At 74.0% G+C, this 21,929-nt stretch carries 22 protein-coding genes; 14 read left to right on the forward strand and 8 right to left on the reverse strand.

Annotation, left to right across the window (positions count from 1 at the left end; genetic code table 11):
* Positions 1-26: 26 nt before the first annotated feature.
* A complete protein-coding gene (gene mycP, locus O7618_RS22590; RefSeq protein ID WP_278108119.1) occupies positions 27-1,265 on the forward strand; it encodes a type VII secretion-associated serine protease mycosin in 1,239 nt (412 codons plus the stop codon).
* An 82-nt stretch (positions 1,266-1,347) separates the two neighbouring features.
* Here the strand turns inward: mycP and O7618_RS22595 are convergent, their stop codons facing one another.
* The 3 genes from O7618_RS22595 to eccCa form a co-directional block, all read right to left on the reverse strand.
* Positions 1,348-1,629, reverse strand: coding sequence for a WXG100 family type VII secretion target (locus O7618_RS22595; RefSeq protein ID WP_278108120.1), 282 nt, complete (start codon positions 1,627-1,629; stop codon positions 1,348-1,350).
* A gap of 28 nt (positions 1,630-1,657) precedes the next feature.
* Entirely contained in the window at positions 1,658-1,966 is a 309-nt protein-coding gene (locus O7618_RS22600) for a WXG100 family type VII secretion target (RefSeq protein WP_278108121.1), read from the reverse strand.
* 206 nt (positions 1,967-2,172) lie between these two features.
* A complete protein-coding gene (gene eccCa, locus O7618_RS22605) occupies positions 2,173-6,138 on the reverse strand; it encodes a type VII secretion protein EccCa (protein WP_278108122.1) in 3,966 nt (1,321 codons plus the stop codon).
* Between the two features lie 155 nt (positions 6,139-6,293).
* Here eccCa and eccD point away from each other — a divergent pair, with 155 nt between their 5' ends.
* Positions 6,294-7,691 (forward strand): type VII secretion integral membrane protein EccD, encoded by a 1,398-nt coding sequence (gene eccD, locus O7618_RS22610; protein ID WP_278108123.1) that lies wholly within the window; start codon positions 6,294-6,296, stop codon positions 7,689-7,691.
* Here the strand turns inward: eccD and O7618_RS22615 are convergent.
* Positions 7,675-8,850, reverse strand: coding sequence for a type VII secretion protein EccE (locus tag O7618_RS22615; RefSeq protein WP_278108124.1), 1,176 nt, complete (start codon positions 8,848-8,850; stop codon positions 7,675-7,677). The genes eccD and O7618_RS22615 overlap by 17 nt on opposite strands.
* A 143-nt stretch (positions 8,851-8,993) precedes the next feature.
* On the opposite strand from O7618_RS22615, the gene eccB reads away from it, so the two are divergent.
* The 8 genes from eccB (at position 8,994) to O7618_RS22655 (ending at position 15,305) form a co-directional block, all read left to right on the forward strand.
* Complete coding sequence (gene eccB / locus O7618_RS22620) at positions 8,994-10,463, forward strand: type VII secretion protein EccB (RefSeq protein ID WP_278108125.1); 1,470 nt, start codon at positions 8,994-8,996, stop codon at positions 10,461-10,463.
* 116 nt (positions 10,464-10,579) lie between these two features.
* Positions 10,580-10,951 carry a hypothetical protein gene (locus O7618_RS22625; protein ID WP_278108126.1) on the forward strand — a complete coding sequence of 124 codons (372 nt, stop codon included), beginning with the start codon at positions 10,580-10,582 and terminating at the stop codon, positions 10,949-10,951.
* The gene (locus tag O7618_RS22630) at positions 10,944-12,227 is read left to right on the forward strand and encodes a WXG100 family type VII secretion target (RefSeq protein ID WP_278108127.1); all 1,284 of its coding nucleotides are present in this window, start codon (positions 10,944-10,946) and stop codon (positions 12,225-12,227) included. Before O7618_RS22625 ends, O7618_RS22630 begins: the two co-directional genes overlap by 8 nt.
* 111 nt (positions 12,228-12,338) lie before the next feature.
* A complete protein-coding gene (locus tag O7618_RS22635; protein ID WP_278108128.1) occupies positions 12,339-12,758 on the forward strand; it encodes a hypothetical protein in 420 nt (139 codons plus the stop codon).
* Between the two features lie 127 nt (positions 12,759-12,885).
* Entirely contained in the window at positions 12,886-13,710 is an 825-nt protein-coding gene (locus O7618_RS22640; protein ID WP_278108129.1) for a hypothetical protein, read from the forward strand.
* 40 nt (positions 13,711-13,750) lie between these two features.
* On the forward strand, positions 13,751-14,095 hold the full coding sequence (locus O7618_RS22645; protein WP_278108130.1) for a YkvA family protein: 345 nt from the start codon (positions 13,751-13,753) through the stop codon (positions 14,093-14,095).
* A gap of 43 nt (positions 14,096-14,138) precedes the next feature.
* Entirely contained in the window at positions 14,139-14,552 is a 414-nt protein-coding gene (locus O7618_RS22650) for a TIGR03618 family F420-dependent PPOX class oxidoreductase (RefSeq protein ID WP_278108131.1), read from the forward strand.
* Between the two features lie 141 nt (positions 14,553-14,693).
* Positions 14,694-15,305, forward strand: coding sequence for a C39 family peptidase (locus tag O7618_RS22655; RefSeq protein WP_278108132.1), 612 nt, complete (start codon positions 14,694-14,696; stop codon positions 15,303-15,305).
* Between the two features lie 78 nt (positions 15,306-15,383).
* Here the strand turns inward: O7618_RS22655 and O7618_RS22660 are convergent, their stop codons facing one another.
* On the reverse strand, positions 15,384-15,566 hold the full coding sequence (locus O7618_RS22660; RefSeq protein ID WP_181571440.1) for an antitoxin: 183 nt from the start codon (positions 15,564-15,566) through the stop codon (positions 15,384-15,386).
* A 125-nt stretch (positions 15,567-15,691) separates the two neighbouring features.
* On the opposite strand from O7618_RS22660, the gene O7618_RS22665 reads away from it, so the two are divergent.
* Positions 15,692-16,912, forward strand: coding sequence for an AI-2E family transporter (locus tag O7618_RS22665; RefSeq protein ID WP_278108133.1), 1,221 nt, complete (start codon positions 15,692-15,694; stop codon positions 16,910-16,912).
* Between the two features lie 48 nt (positions 16,913-16,960).
* Here O7618_RS22665 and O7618_RS22670 read toward each other — a convergent pair whose 3' ends face one another.
* Positions 16,961-17,659: a dienelactone hydrolase family protein gene (locus tag O7618_RS22670; RefSeq protein ID WP_278108134.1), complete on the reverse strand. Its 699-nt coding sequence runs from the start codon at positions 17,657-17,659 to the stop codon at positions 16,961-16,963.
* 146 nt (positions 17,660-17,805) lie between these two features.
* Here O7618_RS22670 and O7618_RS22675 point away from each other — a divergent pair, with 146 nt between their 5' ends.
* From O7618_RS22675 to O7618_RS22685, 3 genes are all read left to right on the forward strand, one after another.
* Positions 17,806-18,198, forward strand: a complete 393-nt coding sequence (locus O7618_RS22675; protein ID WP_278108135.1) for a MerR family transcriptional regulator — start codon at positions 17,806-17,808, stop codon at positions 18,196-18,198.
* Positions 18,168-18,515: a thioredoxin gene (trxA, locus tag O7618_RS22680; protein ID WP_278108136.1), complete on the forward strand. Its 348-nt coding sequence runs from the start codon at positions 18,168-18,170 to the stop codon at positions 18,513-18,515. Before O7618_RS22675 ends, trxA begins: the two co-directional genes overlap by 31 nt.
* A gap of 64 nt (positions 18,516-18,579) precedes the next feature.
* Entirely contained in the window at positions 18,580-18,759 is a 180-nt protein-coding gene (locus tag O7618_RS22685; protein WP_278108137.1) for a hypothetical protein, read from the forward strand.
* A 48-nt stretch (positions 18,760-18,807) separates the two neighbouring features.
* Here O7618_RS22685 and O7618_RS22690 read toward each other — a convergent pair whose 3' ends face one another.
* Entirely contained in the window at positions 18,808-21,180 is a 2,373-nt protein-coding gene (locus tag O7618_RS22690; RefSeq protein WP_278108138.1) for a glycosyl hydrolase family 65 protein, read from the reverse strand.
* Positions 21,177-21,929 carry a beta-phosphoglucomutase family hydrolase gene (locus O7618_RS22695; RefSeq protein WP_278108139.1) on the reverse strand — a complete coding sequence of 251 codons (753 nt, stop codon included), beginning with the start codon at positions 21,927-21,929 and terminating at the stop codon, positions 21,177-21,179. The genes O7618_RS22690 and O7618_RS22695 overlap by 4 nt, the downstream gene beginning before the upstream one ends.

Here is a 21,929-nt window from a genome sequence, read left to right on the forward strand (position 1 = left end):
GACGCTCGCGACGGTAATCTCACCGCGTGCGCGACAGCTTGCGGCCGAACGGGACGACGGGGCGCGTCCCCACCGGGCACCGGATCAGGTCCGTCCTCTCCGGAGCGGCGGTGACCGCGCTGCTCGGCGCGGCGCTGGCGGCACCCGCGCCCGCCGCGGCCGCGCCGGCCTGCGGCCCCACCGGCGGCCCGGCTCCCACCGAAGTGCCCTGGGCGCTGAGCCGGCTCGACCCGGCGGCCGCCTGGCGGGTCGGCAAGGGAGCGGGCGTCACGGTCGCGGTCGTCGACTCCGGCGTCTCGCCGAGCCACCCGCTGCTGCGCGGCCGGGTGCTCCCCGGTGAGGACTTCAACCAGTTGGTCCACCTCAAGGGGCAGTGCGACCTGGTCGGCCACGGCACCATGGTGGCGGGCATCATCGCCGGCCGAGAGGGCAGCGGCTCGCCCTACACCGGCATCGCGCCGGAGGCGCGAATCCTGCCACTGCGGGTGCTCGCCGAGAACAAGGAGAACTTCGACCCGGACGTGCCGGGCGAGATCGGGCGGGCGATCCGCTGGGCCGTCGACCACGACGCCGACGTGGTCAACCTATCCCTGGTCACGCTCGACGACCCGGCGCTGAAGTCGGCCGTCGACTACGCGCTCGGCAAGGGCGTGGTCGTGGTGGCGTCCGCCGGCAACCGGCAGGAGAACCGGGAGGACCGGCCGGCCTACCCGGCGGCCTATCCCGGGGTCATCGCGGTCGCCGGCATCGACGAGCAGGGCGGCCACGTCGGCAGCTCGGTCAGCGCCGACTACGTGGACATCGCCGGCCCCGGCCTGAACATCGTCGGCCCGGCCCCGCGGGGGTCCGGCTACCGCGCCGAGCCGCAGGGTGGGACGAGCTTCGCCACCGCGTACGTCTCGGGCGCCGCCGCGCTGGTGCGGGCGGCGCACCCGGACATCAGCCCGCAAGAGGTGGCCTACCGGCTGACGCGCACGGCCGACAACCCGCCCGAGGGGCACAACGCCCAGGTCGGGTACGGGATGGTCAACCCCTACCGGGCGGTGACCGGGCTGCTGGGCACGCGGACGGATCCGCCGCTCGGCGCGATGCCGGCCCCCGCGCCGCACGCCGACCCGCTGGCCTGGCAACGCACCGTCGCGGTCTGGGTCGCCGTCGTCGGCGCGCTGCTGGCCGGCGTCCTGCTGACGTTGCGGCCGATCCTGGTGCGCGGGCGGCGGCGCGGCTGGCGCCCCGGCCGGCGCGACCTGCCCCGGGGCGCCTGACCGGACGGGTTCCGGGGCCGGACAGGCGCCGCGGCCCCGCCCGGCGCGAGCCGGAACGGAGCCGCGGCGGACCCGTCGAGGGTCAGTTGCCCCAGACCTTGGAGTTGCTCATCTCCGTGGTCATGTAGTTCTCGCGGGCGATGCCCACCGCGCCGCCGATCTCGTTGAGGACCTTGTTGATGTCCCGCACGGCGGCGTCCCACTGGGCCTGGTGCTGCTGGTAGGCGACCCGGTCCTGGCCCTCCCACTCGAGCTTCGTCAGCATGGCCCGCAGCGTGTCCAGCTTCTCGTCGAGGGTCCGCGAGATGGCCTGCATCTGCTGGTTGCTGCTCTCGAGGACAGCGTAGTCAACCTTGATGCTCATCGATTCCTCCTCTGCCTGTCTTCGCGGATCACGGGTTGAGCGCAGCGTGGAACTTGTCCAGCATCTGCTGCTGCTCCTCGTCGTTGACCTGGTGAGTCGTGCCGGACTTGTCGAGCAGGTCCGCGATGTTGTCCATCGCGGTCAGCAGCTTGGCAGTGTCCTCGGTCCAGCGGTTCATCAGGCTCTGGAAGCCCGTGGAAGCCTGGCCCTTCCAGGCCATGGCCAGGTCGTCGACCACATTCCACAGCTTCTTGAGCTCGCCGTCGACATCGCTGCGCGTGGACCGCACGTCACTCGCGGCGGTGTGCAGAGTCGCTGCACTGACCTCGAACGCCATGCTTCACACCCTTCCGTCATGTTGTGGCGGCGGATCCGCCGCGCCCCTCCCCCGCGGCAAGGCGAACACACCCCACCGACGGACACTTCATCCGAACCGTAGCGGACGACGTCCAGCCCGCGCAGCCCTGCCGTCCCATCGTCGAATTCCGACAGGACAACGCGATCCGGCCGGCACCGTACGAGTTGGACGGTGCCTCACCGAGGTCAGGCCGGCTCGGCCCACGCGGTCTGGATCAACTGCTGGCCGTCGCGGCGGCGCACGAGCGTGCCCCGCCCCGGCGGCTGCGGGCTGGGTCGCAGATTGCCGAAGACCGCGCCCTCCTCCCGGCTGCCGGACATCAGCAGGCCCGGCGAGTCCAGCTCGCGCAACCGTTGCAGCACCGGCTCGTAGAGGGCCCGGGCCACACCACCCACCCGCCGCGTGACGATCAGGTGCAGGCCGATGTCCCGCGCCTGCGGCAGCAGCTCGTGCAGGGCGCTGAGCGGGTTGTTGCCGCCGGAGGCGACCAGGTCGTAGTCGTCCACCAGGATGTAGAGCTCCGGCCCCTTCCACCAGCTCCGGTCGCGCAGCTGGGCGGTCGTCACGTCCGGACCCGGCAGCCGGTTCTGCAGGGCGCTGCGGATCGAGCCGAGCCCCTGACTGAACACCTGGTTGGACGGCGCGTAGTCGAGCAGGTGGTCGCCCTCGACCGCGCCCAGCAGGCCACGCCGGTAGTCGGCGATGACCAGCCGCGCCTGGGCCGGCGTGTAGCGCTCGGCGATCCCCCGGGCGATCAGCCGCAACAGGTTGGTCTTGCCGCACTCGGCGTCGCCGAAGACGGTCAGGTGCGGCTCGCTCGAAAGGTCGAGGTGGACCGGGGCCAGCGCCGACTCGTTCACCCCGACCGGGATGCCCGGGGCCGCCCGGTCGACCACCCGGGCCAGCTCGTCGACGGTCAGTCTGCGCGGCAGCAGCCGCACCTTCGGCGCCGGCCGGCCCGGCCAGTTCGTCGCCACGTGCCCGGCCAGCGCGACCGACGCCTCGGTCAGGTCCTCGATGTCGCGCCGGCCGTCGATCCGCGAGATCGCGGTTAGGAAGTGCAGCTTGTCGCGGGTCAGGCCGCGCCCGGGCGCGCCGACCGGCACGTTCTGCGCGGCCCGCCGGTCGATCTCCGACTCGGACGCGTCGCCGAGCCGCAGCTCCAGCTTGGTGCCGAGCAGGTCCCGCATGTTGATCCTGATCTCCGCCCAGCGCACCGCCGTGATCACCACGTGCACGCCGAAGCCCAGGCCCCGGTTGGCCAGGTTGGTGACGGTCTGCTCCAGCTCCTCGTACTCCTGGCGCAGCGTGTTCCAGCCGTCGACCACGAGGAAGACGTCACCGAACGGGTCGTCGGCGAACTCGCCGGCGGCGCGCCGCCGGCGGTAGCTGGCCACCGAGTCGATGCCGTGCTGGGTGAACCGGTTCTCCCGCTCGTCGATCACGGCGACCACCTCGGCCACCGTGCGGCGGACCGCCTCGGTGTCGCGCCGGCCGGCCACCCCGGAGGTGTGCGGCAGCCCCTCCAGGCTGCGCAGCGCGCCGCCGCCGAAGTCGAGACAGAAGAACTGCACCTCGCGCGGGGTGTGGGTGAGGGCCAGGGCCGCCAGCATCGAGCGCAGCATGGTGCTCTTGCCGCTCAGTGACGCGCCCACGATCACCACGTTGCCGCCGGCGCCGGCGAGGTCGACCATCATCGGGTCGCGGCGCTGCTCGTAGGGTCGGTCCACGATGCCCACCGGGACGGCCAGCCGACCGCGACCCGGCCAGTCGGCGGTGGTCAGGCCGAACGTCGGGTGCACGCTCAACGGGGGCAGCAACTCGGCCAGCCCGGACGGCTCGGCCAACGGCGGCAGCCAGACCTGGTACGCCGGCCGGCCCCGGCCGTTGAGCTGCGCGATCAGCACGTCCAGCATGGACAGCGCCTTGCCGTCGCCGGCCCGGTCCGGCTCCGGCGCGGCCTCGGCCGGCGTGGGCAGCGCCGGCACCGGCACGTAGTCGATGCCGTACGGCACGATCCGGCGCTGCACCTGCGCCCGGGCGGAGCGCTGCGCCTGCCCCGGCGCCCGGTACGGACCGGACACGTAGGCGGCCCGGAACCGCAGCATGGTGGCCGTGTCGGTCTTCAGGTAGCCGTGCCCCGGCGCGCTCGGCAGCTCGTACGCGTCCGGCACACCGAGCACGATCCGGCTCTCCACCGCCGAGAAGGTGCGCAGGCCGATCCGGTAGGACAGGTGGGTGTCCAGCCCGCGCAGCTTGCCCTCCTCCAGGCGCTGGGAGGCGAGCAGCAGGTGCACGCCGAGCGACCGGCCGAGCCGGCCGATCATCACGAACAGGTCGATGAAGTCCGGCTTGGCGGCCAGCAGCTCGGAGAACTCGTCGCAGATGATGAGCAGGCTGGGCATCGGCTCCAGCGGTTCGCCGGCCGCCCGCGCCTTCTCGTAGTCGTAGCGGGAGACGTAGTTGCCGGCCGCCCGCAGCACCTCCTGCCGGCGGGTCATCTCGCCGGCCAGCGCGTCGCGCATCCGGTCGACCAGCGGCAGCTCGTCGGACAGGTTGGTGATCACAGCGCTGGTGTGCGGCAACGCGTCGAGCGAGGCGAACGTGGCGCCACCCTTGAAGTCGACCAAGACGAAGTTGAGCTCCTCCGAGGAGTGCGTCACGGCCAGCGCGCCGACCACCGTGCGCAGCAGTTCGCTCTTGCCGGAGCCGGTCGCGCCGATGACCAGACCGTGCGGGCCCATGCCCTCGTGCGCGGACTCCTTGAAGTCGAGCTCGACCACGTTGCCGTCCGGCCCCAGGCCCAGCGGGATGCGCAACCGGTCGCGCTGGCTGCGCGGGCGCCACGTCGACCGGGTGTCCACGGTGGCCGCGTCGCCGACCCCGAGCAGGTCGGGCAGCTCCATGCTGCGGGCCAGCGGCTCGTCGGTGCTGGCGCCCTGCTGCTGGGAGAGCCGGAACGGGGCGATCTGCCGGGCCAACCCCTCCGCCGCGGTCAGGGTCAGCCGGTCCGGCCGGCCCAGCCGGGAGGACGTGGCGCCGCGTACCAGGTCGAGCCCGTTGCCGTCCCCGGCGTCCAGGCAGAGCAGCCAGCGGCCGGCGTCGCGCGGCACCGCGCCGGACAGGTCCACCACTGTGGTGCCGAGCAGTCCCGGCCCGGTCAGCGCGCAGGTCGCCGACACCTCGCCGCCGTCGAGCACCACCACCAGGTGCGCCGCGCTGGTGAGCGGCTTCGCCTCGGGCGCGAACCGGGGGCGGCCGCCCAGCTCGTTGGCGAGCGCCGACTCCGCCTCACTGAGGCCGGCGAAGACCATCCGGCGCGCGCCGGCCGCGTCCGTCCGACCCGGGTGCTGGGCGTGCGGCAGCCACTTGACCCAGTCCCAGGCCGGCTGCCGGTCCGGCGCGGCCACCACGACCACCAGCAGGTCCTCCGGCGCGTGGAACGTGACCAACTGGCCCAGCGCGGCCCGGGCCAGGTCGAGCACCGCCTCCCGGTCACCGCGCAGCGCGATCCGGCTGAACGCGCGCAGCGACAGCGCGGTGGGCAGGTCCGGCACGCTGGAGTGGGCCCGGACGAACCGGCGCAGCGCGATCGCGCTCATCGGCTCCAGGTCCTCCACCGGTTTGGTCTCCGGCGGCACGATCTCCACCGCCAGCCGCTGCGGGCCGAGCGCGATCCGCACCTCGCCGAAGTCGTCCTCGGTGATCCGCCGCTCCCACAGCCGGCGCGACGCGGCGATCGACCAGAGCGCGTCCGGCTCCGGGTGCCGCCAGGTCATCGCCGCGCGCTGCTGCTCGGCCGCCCGCCGGGTGCGCCTGCGCATCTGCGCGAGGTAGCGCATGTAGTCGCGTCGCTGGGCGTTCAGCTCGGCCTTGTCGTTGCCGCCGTTGCCCAGCGTGCCGAGCGCCATGCCCAGCATCGAGACCCCGAACAGGCCACCGGCCACATAGGTCATCATGCCGCCGCCGCGGCCGGCGTAGAGGAAGGCCATCGCGCCGACGCCGCAGAGCATCGGCAGGATCATCAACACCTGGCCCATGCCCTTGGCCTGCGGCTCGGGCAGCTCGGGTGGGGACTCCAGCAGCACCTCGCCGCGTGGCAGCGCCGGCCCCGGTTGACGCGGCAGTCGGCGGAACACCACCGTACTCACGGCTCTCCCCTCCCCAGAAGGTCTGCCACCGCCGGCGAGCGTCGGGTGGGCAACCTGTGCGAGGGCCATCGTAGGTAATCTCCCGGAGGCGTCGTGGACCCGTGGGGGCGACGTCGACGGCCGGGTGGAGCGTAGGCGAGCACGAGGAGGCCACTGTGGCGACGAAGACGGCGACCGGCGGCCTGAGCCGGATCACCATCGTGGCGCCGCGCACCAGGATGGACCTGGCGTTGCCGTCCGACGTGCCGCTGGCCGACCTGCTGCCCACGCTGCTGCGCTACGCGGGTGAGGATCTCGCCGACGAGGGTGTGCGGCACGGCGGCTGGAGCCTCTCCCGGCTCGGCGGGCAGCCGCTCGACGGCGGGCGCACCGCCGCGCAGCTCGGCGTCCGCGACGGCGAGGTGCTCTACTTCAACCCCCGGGCCGCCACTGCACCCGAGATCGTCTTCGACGACGTGGTGGACGCCGTCGCCACCTCCACCACCCAGCGCCCCGGCGCCTGGCAGGTGGGCACCACCCGGGCGTACGCGGTGCTGCTCGCCTCCTCGGCACTGGCCGCCGGCGCGGTCGCGACGCTGTTCACCGGGCCGCCGCACCTGCCCGGCGCGGTGGCCGCCCTGGTGGTCGCGGTCGCGCTGCTGGTCGGCGCCGCGGTGCTGTCCCGGGCGGCCGGCGACAGCCGCACCGGCGCGGTGCTGGCCCTGGTCGGGGTGGGCTACGCGGCGGTCGGCGGCCTGCTGGTGCTCGCCGGGGACCGGCCGCTCGCCGAGCTGGCCAGCCCACACGTGCTGCTCTCCGGCACCGCCGTGGTGCTCGTCGCGGCGATCGCCGCGCTCGCCGTCGGGGACCGGTTGCCGCTGTTCCTCGGCGCCGTCGGTGTGGGCGCGGCGGTCAGCCTGGGCGCGGTGCTCAGCCTGGCGTTCGGCATCGGCGCGGCCGCGTCGGCGGCGGTGGTCTCCGCGGTGGCGTTCGGTGCGCTGCCGGCGCTGCCGATGCTCGCCTACCGGCTCGCCCGGCTGCCGGTGCCGTCGATCCCCACCGGCCCGGAGGACCTGAAGACCGACACCGAGTCGGTGGACGGGCCGTCGGTGCTGCGTGACAGCGAGCGCGCCGACGGGTTCCTCACCGGTCTGCTCTGGACCGTCTCCCTGCTGGTGCTCGGTGGTGAGGTGGTGCTCGCCGCCGAAGGCCGGCTGCCGGCGATCCTGCTCTGTCTGGTGCTGGCGCTGCTGTCGATGCTGCGGGCCCGCCCGTTTCTCGGCCGGGGCCAGCGCGTCCCGGTGCTGCTCGCCGGCAGCGCCGGTCTCGGGTTGACCGCCTGGGCGGTCTTCGACGCCGGGTCGCTGGCGGTCCGGTTGGGGCTGATCCTCGGCGGCCTGACCGTGCTGGCGGTGATCAGCCTGGTCTACGGGCTGACCGTGGCCGGCAAGCGCATCTCCCCGGTCTGGGGACGGACCCTGGACATCGTCGAGATCCTGCTGATCATCGCCTTGGTGCCGCTGGCCGTGTGGGTCTGCGGCATGTACGGCTGGATCGTCAACCTTCGACCGTGACGGTGCCCATCGCGGTGCCGACCGGCGCGGTGGCGTAGACGCCGGGGCCGTGCTGGCCGTCCAGCGGTCGGGCCGGCACCCCGGCCCGCCGGGCCGTCTCCCGGACCACCTTCACCAGCGCCTCGGCATGCCCGTCCATGGCCGCGACCCGCAGCAGCGGCGGGACCCGCCGGCCGCCGGGGAGCACCACGGCGGCGACGGTGTGCGAGGGCGCGGAGGTCGCGGTGACGGCGTCCACCAGCGCGCCCAGCGAGCCGTTGGGGCGGACCCGCAACGCGAGGCACCGCTGGGTCCAGCCGCCCCCGCGCAGGCTGGTCCAGGACTCGACGGGCGGCTCCGGCGCCAGATCGAGCCCGGCGCCGGAGACCACCGCCGCGTGCAGCTCGTCGCGGCCGAGCACCCGGTGGCCGAGCCCGGCGGCGTTGAGCGCCTTGCCGAGCCGGCCGACCCCGGCCGCCACGGTCCGGTGCACGCCGTGCAGACCACCGCCGCGGCTCACCGTCTCGGCGCGGGCGTCGCTCACCGACAGGCGCAGCGCCACCCACACCGTGCGGTGCGCCGCGGGTGGCGCGCCGGGCGCGGGATACCAGACCAGCGTGTGCGAGACGACCTGCGTCTGGGTGACCGGGCCGGCGAAGTCGGCGAGCACCGCGAGCGCCCGGTCCACGGTCGCCGCCTCGACCGGTCCGGCGGGGGTGCCGGGCCGGCCGGCCAGCGCCACCGCGGCGAACCAGCCGCGGTCGTCCTGGCCGATGCCGAGCCGGGTCCCGCGCTCGGTCAGCTCCACCACGGTCAGCTCGGGGGCGAGCGCGGCCAGCCGGGGGTCGCCGCCGGGCACCGCGCCCCGGGCCCGCCCGCGGCGGCGACCCAGCCGGCGGCGGAGCATCAGGTCCTCGTACCACCAGCGGCCGCCCCGCCTGGTGAACGCGAGCACCACGGCCAGCAGCGCCACCGTCGCGACGGTGGCGAGCAGCCAGACCGGGCCGGCGGTGGCGAACCAGACGGCGAGCGCCGCGCACTCGACCACGACGAGCTGACCGACGACGACCGGGCCGAGCCGGCCCCGCCGCCGCCCGTCGGCCGGGGTGACCGACCGGTCCGCCGGCGTCGCGGCGGACGCGGTGGCGGTACGACCGGGTGGCGCCTGGAGCTGCGTCATCGGTGAGCGTCCCTTCTGGACATGCTGGGGAGCCGGGGGCGGACGGGGTCCGGCACACCCCCGACAGCCCCTTATCGTAGGGAAGCCCGCGGCGCTGTTCGGACCTGATCGCCGCGTGGACCCACCCCTGTCGGAGGTTAGTCATGCGGACCCGCCGCGATCAGGTGCAGGCGTACCGCTTCGTCACCCGCCGCATCGTCTCGGCGCTGCTCTCCGGCGACCCGGAGACGAACGACCTGCCGATGCGCCGCCTCGGCATGGCGGTGTTCGGCAGCGTCATCGCGGCGGCGGTGGTGCTCGGCGGCGTGGGCGCGTACGGGCAGTTGACCAGCAACTCCGCACCGCTCGCGGCGAACACGGTGGTGATCGAGCGAGAAACCGGCGCCACCTACTACTTCGGCGACGACCAGGTGTTGCACCCGACGCTCAACTACGCCTCGGCCCGACTCGTCGTCAACGACGCCTCGGCCGAGGTGCGCACCATGTCGCAGGCGTCGATCAAGGACCGGCCGCGCGGCCGGATGGTCGGGATCATGGGCGCGCCGGACGACCTGCCGGACCGTGGGTCACTCGTCGGGCTCCCCTGGTCGGTCTGCGACGTGCCGGACCCGAACGACCCGCGGCGCTCGACCACCCGGCTGCTGGTCGACCGGCCGTTGCCCGGCGGCACGCCGCTCACCGACCGGGCCGTGCTGGTCCGCACGAGCGACGCCCGCTACCTGCTCACCGGCGGTGCCCGGCTGCGGGTGGCCGGCGACGAGCAGGCGCTCGTCGCGTTGCGGATGGCCGGCGCGACGAACCTCACCGTCGGGCAGCAGTTGCTGAACGCGGTACCGGTGGGTCCGGTGCTGCGCAAGCCCACGATCGATTCCGACGGTCGGCCGAGCGGGCTCACCGTGGCCGGCCGGCCGGCCCGGATCGGGCAGGTCTACCAGGCCGCCGGCCAGTACTACGTCCTCACCCGGCAGGGTCTGGCCACGGTGCGCGAGGTGACCGCGCTGCTGCTCCAGGGCGGTGGCGGCGGGGTGACCCCGATCACCCCGGACGAGGCCGGGCGGCTCTACACCGACCAGCGGTTGGAGCCGGAGGGGTTGCCGGCCCGGATGCCCACGTTGCACGAGGTGCGCCCGGGCCGCACCGTCCTCTGTGCCACCTACCGGTCCGGTCCGCCCGGCCAGCCGCCGACCACCACGCTCGAGGTCTTCGACGCGCCGCCGGCGGAGCTGACCGCCTCGACCGCGGTGCCGGCCCGGCAGGGCGCGCGGGACGCGGTCCGCACGGCCGAGAGCGTGCTGCTGCCCGGCGGCAAGGGTGTGCTGGTGCAGGCCACCGCCGGCGAGAGCGGCAAGCCGGCGGCCGGCGCCACGGTCTACCTGATCACCGCGCAGGGGATCCGCTACCCGCTCGGCGCCGACGGCGGCGGCGCCCGCAGCGCACTCGGCTACGGCGACGTGCCGCCGGTGGCGGTGCCCGCCTCGCTGCTGGCGCTGGTGCCGACCGGGCCGACCCTGGACCGGGCGGGCGCGCTGGCCTACTTCGATGCCGGGGCGGTGCCGACGGGCGCCTCGCCACCCCCGGCCGGTGGGGAGGCGGCCCAGGTCCAGGGCGGTTGACCGGCACGCGTCGGTCCGACGTGGAGCACCACGCCGACGGGTCGCCCGGGTTGGCGCGGTTCGACTAACCTGAGCGTGGCTCCAACGCTCTCGACGATGACAACGGGGATTCAGCGATGACCGGGCGCACGACAGTTGACGTACTGTCCCTGGAGGACTTCCACGGGCGACTTGAGCGGCGTCTGCACGAGGCGGAGTCGGTGCTGCGCAAGCTCAACACCGAGATGCAGTGCCGGCCGCCCGCGCTCGGCACCTTCACCGACGCCACCGACAACTCGCGTCGCTACTCCGAGATCCACCAGAGCTACGTCGACCACGTCGACCGGCTGCGCCGGGCGATCCTGGCCGCCCGTGACGCGACCGCGACGATCATGGCGAACTACAAGACCGCCGAGGCCCGCAACGCCGCCGCGGCGGCCGACATCGCCGCCGCCCTCGCCGGGCTCGACGAGGCGATGAAGCAGCCGAAGGAGGATCCTCGTGTCTGAATACACCCAGCGCTACCAGCACGTCAGCCACGAGGAGCTCTACCAGGGCGTCAACGCCGGCGACCCGACCCAGATCGAGGGGCTGAGCGCCCAGTGGACGTCCCTCAAGGGCACGCTCGACGACCTCACCCGTGATCTCACCGCCGATCTGGACGGGTTGACGAAGACCTGGTCCGGCGACGCGGCACGCGAGTTCCAGCGCCGGCTCACCATGGTCTCCGGCTACTCGGGCAACCTGGCCGAGGGCATGACCGGCATCCGGCAGGCGCTGGACATGATGGCCGGCGACCTGCGTGCCGCCCAGACCACTGCCGAGAGCCCGGAGAAGACCGACGACAACGACAAGCTGCTCTCCGGAGCCGGCAAGGGTTTCCTGCTCGGCGGCGCGCCGGGCGCGGTGATCGGCGGCATCATCGGCCACCAGCAGGACGAGGCCGAGCAGGAGAAGGCGCACCAGCGGATGGTGCAGGTCGTGGCGAAGCTGGCCGAGGGCTACGACTTCTCGGCCTACGGCCGGATCGTGGTGCCGGAGCCGCCGGAGAGCGAGTTGCCCGGCCACCACGACCGCACCGGTCCGACGCTGCACGACGGCCCGTCGGTCAAGACGCCGTCGTCCGGCCCGAGCCTGGGCAGCTTCGGTCCCGGGGCGAACGGCACCGCGACCACGTCGGGCGTGCACCACACGGCCCCCACCAGCGGCACGCCGGGCGACGGCGGTCCGGGCGGCGGCGACCCGGGCGGCCAGACCGGCGCGGGCGCTCCGGGTTCGGTCACAACCGGCGGCACGGTCGACCCGACCGGCACCTCGCTGGCCGGCGCCGGCCCGCTGACCGGCGGCACGGGCGGCCCGACGGTCGGTGGCGGCCCGGGCTTCGGGTCCGGCGCCGGCAACCCGCCGACGGTGACGGCCGGCGGTGGTGGCGGCGGGCTCTTCGGCGGGCCCGGCGTGCTCAGCACCGGCTCGCTCGCCGGCACCGGCCCGAACGCGACGTCCTCGGCCCGGCTTGGTGGCGTGCCCGGTGCGGAGAGCAGGTCGGCGGCCGGCACCGGGCGGCTCACCTCGGGCCGTGGCCTGACCGTCGAGACGGAGGGCAGGTCGAGCGGTCGCGGCAACGCCGCCGGGCGGCCCGCGATGGCCGGTCGCAACGGGGTGCTGGGTTCGCGCGGCCACCACGACGACGACGAGTCGGAGGGCCGGCTGACCTGGCTCACCGAGGACGAGATGGTCTGGGGTGACGGCAGGGCCGTCCCGCCGCCGGTGCTCGGCGGCAACTGACACCGCCGTCCCGCCGTCACATGGTCCGTCCACAGCGATCCGTGGGGCGGCTCACGCAACCGGCAAGATCGTCGAGCTGCGCGATCGAGCGTTGACCGATAGGTTGATGTGGTGCTGCCCGTAGCGTTCGCCTCGTCCACCTGGACGGCGATGCTGCGCCGGATCGCCCGCACCGCCGTGACCACGCTGGCGTTGATCGCCGGGTTGCAGGGCCTGGCGGCCGCACCCGCCGACGACGCGACGACGACGCGCGCCACGGTCGCGGTGGCCGACGTCGGCAGGGCGGCCACGACGGTGGCCTCCGACGGTGTCGACGCCGCGCCGCGCCGGCCGGTCTTCACCGCACGGGCGGCCGTCGTCGCACCGTCCACGGCGTCCGCGACCCACACGGCCGGGTCGGTCTCCACCGGGCCGACCGTCCCCGCCCGCACCGATGCCGGCGGCACCGAGCCGATTCCCGGCGTCGAGGTCGCCGCCGCCGCCGATCCGCTCCGGGCGACCATCTCCCGCCGCGGGCCGCCGCGCGCCTGACGGGCCGCCTTTCCGGCACGCCCCGGCGCGACCGCGCCGCCGCGCATCCCGTCGCGCCCCCGCGCACACCGCCCGCCAGCCGGGCCGAATCCTCGATCGACAATCGTTCCACCGTGAGGTGCCGCAGATGCAGACCGTCTTCTCCACCGTCCTGCCGGACGTCCCCGCCGCCGCCGTGATCTGGCTGGCCCTGCTCGCCCTCGCGGCGGTGGTGGTCGCCGCGCTCGTGGTCCGCCCGACCCGGTTCCGCGCGGTGTTCGGCGAACGGATCAGCGAGGCCGCGCGCCCGAGCAGCATCGACCTGGCCGAGCAGTCCCGCGAGCGGGCCCGGGAACGCAGCCGGTACGCCGACGAGGTGTCGGTGGCCGCGTCCCGCGCCGCGGTGACCGCCGAGCGGCGCCGGGCCGACTGGTCGACGGCCCAGGACGAGGCCGAGGAGACCTGGCTGGCCTACCAGGCGGCGGAGGAGGACGTGCGGCGGTTGGCCGCCGCTGCGGCGCTTCCGCTGCCCCGGACCGCCCGGACCCCCGCCGAGTACGCGGACCGGGAGCGCTGGCTGCACCGGGCGGCGCTCGACGCCCAGTGGCGCAAGGAGATCACCGTGCAGCAGCTCAGCGACATCCTCGGCGGGCGTGGCTGGGACCCGAGCCGGCACCCGGTGGAGCAGGAGCTGCTGCTGCGCCGGCTGGTGCGGGACAATCTCCGGGCCCGGCACCACGCCGCCGCGGAGCGGGAGCAGGCCGCGTGGCGGGCCGCCGAGACGGCCGCCTCGGCGGCGCGGAGCCTCCGCGAGGAGGCGTTCGCGGCGCTGCACCCGGTGGTCGAGCCGCAGGCGGCGCTCGCCGTCGTGGGCCTCGCGGGCCCGGAGAGCACCCGGGAGCTGTCGACCGGTGAGATCACCCGCGAGCTGGCGCCGGTGGCCCGGGGCCGGGCCGCGGTGGCGGCCTACTGATCGTCCGGCGGCGATGGCCCGGCTGGGCTAGCGTGATGCCGTGTCCCGTGAATCCTGGTTGCTGGTCGGCCTGGCCGTCGTCGTCGCGGCGGCGACGCTTGTCGGAGCGGTGCTGCTCGCGATCCGGGTGGTCCGCACCCGCCGCATGCTCGGGGCGCTCGGCGCCGGTGGCAAGGTCGCGTTCTACGGCGCGCTGATCTACACGATCCTGCCGATCGACCTGCTGCCCGACCCGATCTACCTGGACGACATGGGCGTGCTGGCCGGCGCGCTGTTCTATCTGGGCCGGCTGGCCGCCAAGCACCGGGCGGCGCAGCGGGTAACCCACGATGCCCCGACCACGTCGCTGCCCGCCGCCCCGCCGGGCGACGTGTCGCGTCGATGACCGATCATCAGCTCGACGGCCAGGCAGCGAGCGAGGAGACGGCATGCCCGGGGATCACCGGTTGGACCCGCACGACGGGCGGGTCACCCGCTTCTTCGCCGATCGGCACCTCGCCACGCTCACCACGTTGCGCGCCGACGGCACCCCGCACGTCGTACCGGTCGGGGTGACCTTCGACCCGGAGGCCGGGCTGGCCCGGGTGATCACCTCGGGTGGGTCGACCAAGGCCCGGCACGTGGCCGCCGCCGGGTCGGCGGGCACGCCGGTCGCGGTGTGTCAGGTCGACGGCCGCTGGTGGCTGACCGTGGAGGGCCGGGCGGTGCTGCGTCGTGACCCGGAATCGGTGGCCGAGGCCGAGCGGCGGTACGCCGCCCGCTATCGCCGGCCGCGTCCGAACCCGGAGCGGGTGGTCCTGGAGATCAGCGTGACCCGCCTGTTGGGGAATCTGCCCGACTGAGGCGTGCGTCCGGTTCTCCGGTGGCCGCGCTCACCCCCGGAATGGGGGCACCACCAGGGCCGTTGCACTCTGGCGTACGCCGAGCGCCACTGAAGGTGCCGCGTCTCCCCGTGGAGCGTCGACCCCCGAATGGAGCCCTGCATGAACCCGATCGTTCGTAGGTGCCTGCTCTCCGTCGCCGGCCTGGCCGCCGCCGGCAGCGCCGTCGCCGGCCCGGCCGCGGCCGCGCACGCCGCCCCGGTCAAGGGCAAGGGTGACCGCAGCGCCGACTACGAGTACCAGGCGCAGCCGAACTTCTTCTACTGCGGGCCGGCCTCGGCCCGGATCGCGCTCTCGGCCGAGGACAAGGATGTCAGCCAGGACGAGTTGGCCGCCAAGCTGGGCACCACCGAGAGCGGCACCGACTCCGCGATCGACATCACCCGGGTGCTCAACGAGTACACCGGCGGCAAGTACAGGACCACCGAGATTCGCGACGACGTGGCCACCCGCGAGCAGGTCGAGCGGCTGCGCGCGGACGTTCGCGCCGCGGTGGACGCGGACCGGCCGGTGGTGGCGAACATCCTGGGTGGCGCCCGGGACGTCGACGGGGTGGAGCACTACTACCCCGGCCACTACCTGACCGTGGTGCGGTACGAGGACGACGGGAACCGGGTGCTGATCGCCGACCCGGCCCGTCCGGACGAGCCGACGTACTGGATGAGCGTGACCGAGCTGGCCAACTGGATCGCCGGTCGCGGCTACAGCTCCTGACCCACCGACCGATCGTCGCGGCGGCCACGCTCCCCACCGGAGCGTGGCCGCCGTCGCATGTGGTGCCCTGAGGGGTGGTCAGCGTGCGGTGTCGCCCTGACCGGTGCGCTGCTGCGCCATGTCGACGCCCTTGTCGATCTGCTGGTCGTACTTGCCGCCGGTGCGCTGGTCGGCCATGTCGCCGGCCTTGTCGAGACCCTTGTCGACCTGCTCGTCGTGCTTGTCGGCGAAGTCCTTGGCCTTGTCCATGAAGTCACTCATGTCGCAATCTCCCTTCGGTACCTTGAAAACCTTCCCTGAGGCCGGGGGCGCAAACACCGGGCGGTCAGGCCCGGGTGTCGGATTCACCCGTGTCGGGTACCAACGGCCACGATCGAGGAGGCGACGTGGACGCTGGCAGGCCCGACCCGGCCCAGGTTGACCCGGCCCGGCAGGAGCCGGCCCGGCCGGACGACGCGCGGGCCGCCGAGGCGCGGGCCGGTGCGACGCAGCCGGGCGAGACGCGGCCGGCGGACGCGCCGTCGCAGGCGCGGGTCGGCGTGGCGCAGCCCGGGCCGCGACAGACCTGGACGGGGTTGCCCTGGCCGGTGCGGACGGCGGTCACCTGGAGCGCCTGCCTGCTGGTGGTGGCGGCCGGCCTGTGGCTGCTCGGGAGGGTCGCGGTGCTGCTGGCCCCGCTGGCGGTGGCGCTGGCCGGCACGCTGTTCCTCACCGCGCTGCTCGACCCGGTGCTGGTGCGGTTGCGCCGGCTGCGCGTGCCGGCCGCGCTCGCCGCGTTGCTCTCCCTCCTGCTGCTGCTCGGCGTTCTCGTCGGTGCCGGGGTGCTGGTCTGGAACCTCACCGCGAGCCAGTTCGGCGAGTTGAGTCAGCAACTCGACCAGGGCCTGCAACGCGGCCGCGAGTTCGTCACCTCCACCCTGCCGGTGTCCGACCAGCAGCTCGACGAGCTGATCGAGCAGATCCGCCAGGGGGTCAGCGCCGGCGCCCCCGACCCGGTGGCCGGCGCGCGGAAGGCGGCCGAGGTGGCCGGGGCGCTCCTGCTCGGTCTGGTGTTGCTCTTCTTCCTGCTCAAGGACGGCCGGTCGATGTGGCACTGGGTGCTGCGGCGGCTGACCGGGCCGCGTCGCGAGGTGACCGCCGCGGCCGGCCGGGCGGGTTGGCGGACGCTCGGGGCATACAGCCGGGGCACGATGATCATTGCGGCGATCGACGCGATCGGCATCGGGTTGGCGCTCGTCGTGCTGCGTGTCCCGCTGGCCCTGCCGCTCGCCCTGATCACCTTCGTCGGCGGGTTCGTGCCGATCATCGGCGCCACCGTCGCCGGCGCGGTGGCGGTGCTCGTCGCGCTGGCCGCGAACGGCCCCACCACCGCCCTGCTCACGCTCGCCGCGGTGATCGCCGTGCAGCAGATCGAGGGCAACCTGTTGGAGCCGCTCGTGATGCGCCGCCAGGTCCAACTGCACCCGGCGGTCATCCTGGTGGTGGTCACCGCCGGCACGCTGGTGGCCGGCGTCGCCGGCGCGTTCGTCTCGGTGCCGATCGCCGCGGTGCTCTGGCGGGTGCTGGACACCGTGCAGCGGCACCGGTCCGCCGAGGCCGCCGGCTGAGCCGGCCGGCCCACGGACGCCCAGCTCAAGGGCCGTCCGCGCCCCCGCTCAGGCTGGGTGCGGCTGGCGCAGGTGGCTGACGAACCAGGCACCGGCCTGGTCGGCCACCTGCTCCAGTGTGCCGGGCTCCTCGAAGAGGTGGGTGGCGCCGGGCACGATCCGCAGCTCGGCCACCTCGCCCAGCGCGTCGCGGGCCTGCTCGTTCAGCGTGATCACCTCCTCGTCCAGGCCACCGACGAGCAGCAGCGTCGGTGCGCGTACCGCCGTCAGTGAGCTGCCGGCCAGGTCCGGACGCCCGCCCCGGGACACCACCGCGCCCACCTGCTCGGGCCGGGTCGCGGCGGCGACCAGCGCGGCGGCCGCGCCGGTGCTGGCGCCGAAGAGCCCGACCGGCACCCGGCCCAGCTCCGGGTCGGCGCCCATCCAGTCGACGATGCCGGCGAGCCGCTCGGCCAGCATCCCGATGTCGAAGCGCAGCTCGGCGGTGACCTGGTCGCGGGCCTCCTCGTCGACGGTCAGCAGGTCGACGAGCACCGTTCCCAGCCCGCGTGCGGTGAGCGCCCGCGCCACGGCCACGTTGCGCGGGCTGTGCCGTGAGCTGCCGCTCCCGTGCGCGAACAACACCACGCCGACCGCTCCCGGCGGCACGACCACGTCCCCGACCAACCCGCCGTCCACCACCGGCACCGAAACCTCACGCACGCCCCTCACCTCCGCCACCCGCATACCCCCCACCCCGCCGATCATGAAGTTGGCCGCCGGGAGAGCGCTTCCCCAGCCGGCCGACCTTCATGATCGCCCCAGAGGGGTGCGGGGGGCGCGGGGTTGCGTTGACGTCGGCGGCAAGGTTTAGCGTCGAGCTGGAACGGGGGCGGGCGGGGCTGGAGGCGTGGATGCGGATCGGGGAGTTGGCGCGGCGGGCCGGCACGAGCACCCGCACGCTGCGCTACTACGAGACCCACGGGCTGGTCCGGCCGGGCCGGTCCGCCAACGGCTACCGGGTCTACGACGAGGCGGAGTTGCGCGTCGTGCACGAGATCCGGTCGCTGCTGGCGATCGGCTTCGGGCTGGACGACATCCGCCCGTTCGTCGCCTGCCTGCGGGCCGGGCACGACTCCGGCGACGTCTGCCCCGACTCCGTGGCGGTGCTGCGGCGCAAGCTCGCCGAGGTGGACGACTACCTCGACCGGCTCGGTTCGGTCCGCCGCCGACTGCACGACCAACTCGCCCGCGCGATCGCCCAACGGGAGGAAACATGCCTCAGGACACGCGGACCGGCACGCTGAGCCCGGTCACCGACGCCACGTTCGCGGCCGAGGTGCTGGCCGCCGACCGGCCGGTCGTTGTCGACTTCTGGGCCGAGTGGTGCCCGCCCTGCCGGGTGGTGTCGACGCACCTGGCCGAGCTGGCCGGGGAGTTCGGCGACGCGATCCGCTTCGTCACGCTGAACACCGACGAGAACCCGGCGACCACCCGCGCCTACCAGGTCATGTCCGCGCCGACGCTGCTCGTGTTCAAGGGCGGCGCGGTGGTCGGCTCGACCGTCGGCTCCCGGCCCAAGAACCACCTGCGGCAGAGCTTCGCCGGCCACCTGGACGGTTGAGCCACACCTCCGACGGGAACGCGCGGGGTGACCACGGACCCCGACCGATCGCGAGGTTCTGACGATGGCGAAGAAGGACAGGACGCGGGAGCAGGAACCGACCGACCAGAAACGGCGCGAACAGGAGTTGGAACGCTCGCCGGACTGGGCCGACCGCGCCGCGTCGGCGCGTACCCCCGAGGACCCGCGGGCGGTCGCGCCGCGCGACACGGGCGGACGTCCGTCCAACGGACCCCAGTTCTGAGGTACGCGGACCGCGCGGTCCCGCCCTCCGGGGCGGGACCGCCCGGCCTCAGCCGGCGTGCTCCGGCAGGTGCATCAGCGGTGCCCGGCCCGGCGGCTGCTCCGGCTGCGGCCCGGACGGGTGCGCCTGCGGCACCGGCACGGTGACCGGCCGGGCGCAGGTGACCCGCAGTGGCTCGCCGTGGTGCAGCAGGTCCAGCACCGTGTCCGGCCCGCCGTTGCGCAGCGAATATGTCGTCTGGTGCGGCCGGACGTCGACGCGCAGCCGCATCGACCGCCACTGCAACGAGAACTCCAGACGGCTGAGCCGGCTGGAGAGCCGGGGCGCGAAGGACAACGTCCCGTCGTGGTCGCGCAGCCCGCCGAAGCCCGCGACCAGCGCGATCCAGGCGCCGGCCAGCGACGCCATGTGCACGCCGTCGCGGGTGTTCTCGTTGAGGTCGTGCAGGTCCATCAACGCGGCCTCGCGCAGATAGCGGTGGGCCAACTCGGGGAACCCCACCTCGGCCGCGAGCACTGCCTGGGTGCAGGCGCTCAGCGACGAGTCGCGGACGGTGCGCCGCTCGTAGTAGGTGAAGTTGCGCAGCTTCTCGGCGGCGCTGAACGCGTCCCCGCGCCAGTGCATGGCGAGCACCAGGTCGGACTGCTTCACCACCTGCTTGCGATAGAGGTCGAAGTAGGGGTAGTGCAGCAGCAGCGGGTACTTCTCCGGCGGCGTGTGCTCGAAGTCCCACTCCTGCAACCGGGTGAAGCCCTCCACCTGCTCGTGCACGTCGATCTCGGAGTCGTACGGGACGTGCATGTCCTGTGCGGCGTCCCGCCAGGCGGCGGCCTCCTCCTCGGTGACGCCGAGTTGGAGCGCCTGGTCGCGGTAGCGCATCGCGCAGTCGGCGGCGGTGAACAGGTTCCGCTGCGCCATCAGGTTGGTGTAGACGTTGTCGTTCTTCACCGCGGTGTATTCGTCCGGCCCGGTCACCCCGTCGATGTGGAACCGGCCGGCGCGGTCGTGGTGGCCGAGCGAGCGCCACAGCCGGGCGGTCTCGACCAGCAGTTCCAGCCCGATCTCCCGCTCCAGCGCCTCGTCGCCGGTGACCAGCACGTAGCGGCGCAGGGCGTCGGCGACGTCGGCGGCGATGTGGAACGCGGCGGTGCCGGCCGGCCAGTAGGCCGACGACTCGGGTCCTTCGATGGTGCGCCACGGGAACGCGGCGCCCTCCAGGTTCAGGGTGCGGGCCCGTTCCTGCGCCTGGGCCATCGTGTCGTAGCGCCACTGCAACGCGTCGCGCACCGCGCCGGGCTGGGTGTAGGTCAGCACCGGCAGCACGAACATCTCGGTGTCCCAGAACGCGTGCCCGTCGTACCCGGGGCCGGAGAGGCCCTTGGCGGAGATGGGCCGCCGTTCCGCGCGGGCGCCGGCCTGGAGCACGTGGTACAGCCCGAACCGGACCGCCTGCTGCACCTCCGGGTCGCCCTCGACGCGCACGTCGGCGGCGTCCCAGAAGGTGTCCAGGTATTCGCGTTGCGCGCGGCGCATCCCGTCCCAGCCGTCCAGGCGGGCGGAGGACAACGCGGCGCCGACCTGGTCGCGCAGCGCCGGCAGCGACCGGCGGCTGGACCAGCCGTACGTCAGGAACTTGACCACGCGCAGCTTCTCGCCGGGCTTGAGCACGCAGCCGATGGTGGTGCGGACCCAGTCCTGGAAGCCCTCGGACTCGATGGTGGTGTGTTCCGGGCCGTGCACGTCGTGGCCCATCGCGGCGGCGACCCGCAGGCCGCTGACCTTCGTGCGGTGGATGAGCAGGCCGCCGTCGTCGGTGGTCAGCTCCTCCTCGGCCTGCAACGGCGACTCGAGGACGGCGGCGACCCGGGGGTCGCGGCTCTGCGGGGGCAGCGACTCGTTCGCCACCAGCTCGGACTGGAGGATCAGCCGTAGGGGTCCGTCGACCGCCTCCACCTCATAGTTGATCATCGCGACCGAGCGGTGGGTGAACGACACCAGCCGGGTGCTGCGCACCTTGACCTCGCGGCCGGCCGGGGAACGCCAGTGCACCTCCCGCTGAAGCGTGCCGGCCCGCAGGTCGAGGACCCGTTCGTGGTCGAGCAGCTCGCCGTAGCGGACGTCGAGCGGTTCGTCGTCGACGAGCAGCCGGATCAGCTTGCCGTTGGTGACGTTGACGATGGTCTGCCCGGACTCGGGGAAGCCGAAGCCGGCCTCCGCGTAGGGCAGCGGGCGCAGCTCGTAGAACGAGTTCAGGTAGGTGCCGGGCAGGCCGTGCGGCTCACCCTCGTCGAGGTTGCCACGCAGCCCGATGTGACCGTTGGACAGCGCGAAGACCGACTCGGACTGGGCCAGCACGTCCATGTCGAGCCGCACCTCGCGGACGTGCCAGGGCTCGACCGGGTAGGACCGTTCCCGGATCATGCGGCGGGCTCCGTGGTGAGCAGCTCGGCGAGATCGGTGACCACCACGTCGGCGCCGTGCGCGCGCAGCTCGTCGGCCTGGCCGACCCGGTCGACGCCGATCACGTAGCCGAAGCCGCCGGCCTTCCCGGCGGCCACCCCGGCGAGCGCGTCCTCGAAGACGGCGGCGTTCGCCGGGTCGACGCCGAGCACCCGGGCACCCTCCAGGAACGTGTCCGGGTGTGGTTTGCCCTGGAGCTTGCGGTGGCGGGCGACCACGCCGTCGACCCGCGCCTCCAACCAGCGGTCCAGCCCGGCGGCGCGCACCACGGCCTCGCAGTTGGCGCTGGCGGAGACCACCGCCCGGCGCAGCCCGGCCCGGGTCGCCGCCTCCAGGTAGCGCACCGAGCCGTCGTAGACCTCGACGCCGTCGTGCGCGATCCGCTGGAGCAGGACGACGTTCTTGCGGTTGCCGACGCCGTTGACGGTGTCCGCGTCCGGCGGGTCGTCGGGGGTGCCCTCGGGCAGCGTGATGCCGCGCGAGGCGAGGAACGAGCGCACCCCGTCGGCGCGTGGTTTTCCGTCCACGTACCGGTTGTAGTCCGGTCCGGGGTCGAACGGGCGGAACGGCTCGCCGGTCTCGGCCGACCGGTGCCGGAGGAACGCGTCGAACGTTTCGGCCCAGGCGGCGTTGTGCACCTTGGCGGTCTGCGTCAGGACGCCGTCCAGATCGAAGAGACACGCGGTCACGTGCGCGGGTAGGCCCAGCAT

Origin of the sequence: Micromonospora sp. WMMD980 (assembly GCF_029626035.1) — a bacterium.
Taxonomy (GTDB): Bacteria; Actinomycetota; Actinomycetes; order Mycobacteriales; family Micromonosporaceae; genus Micromonospora.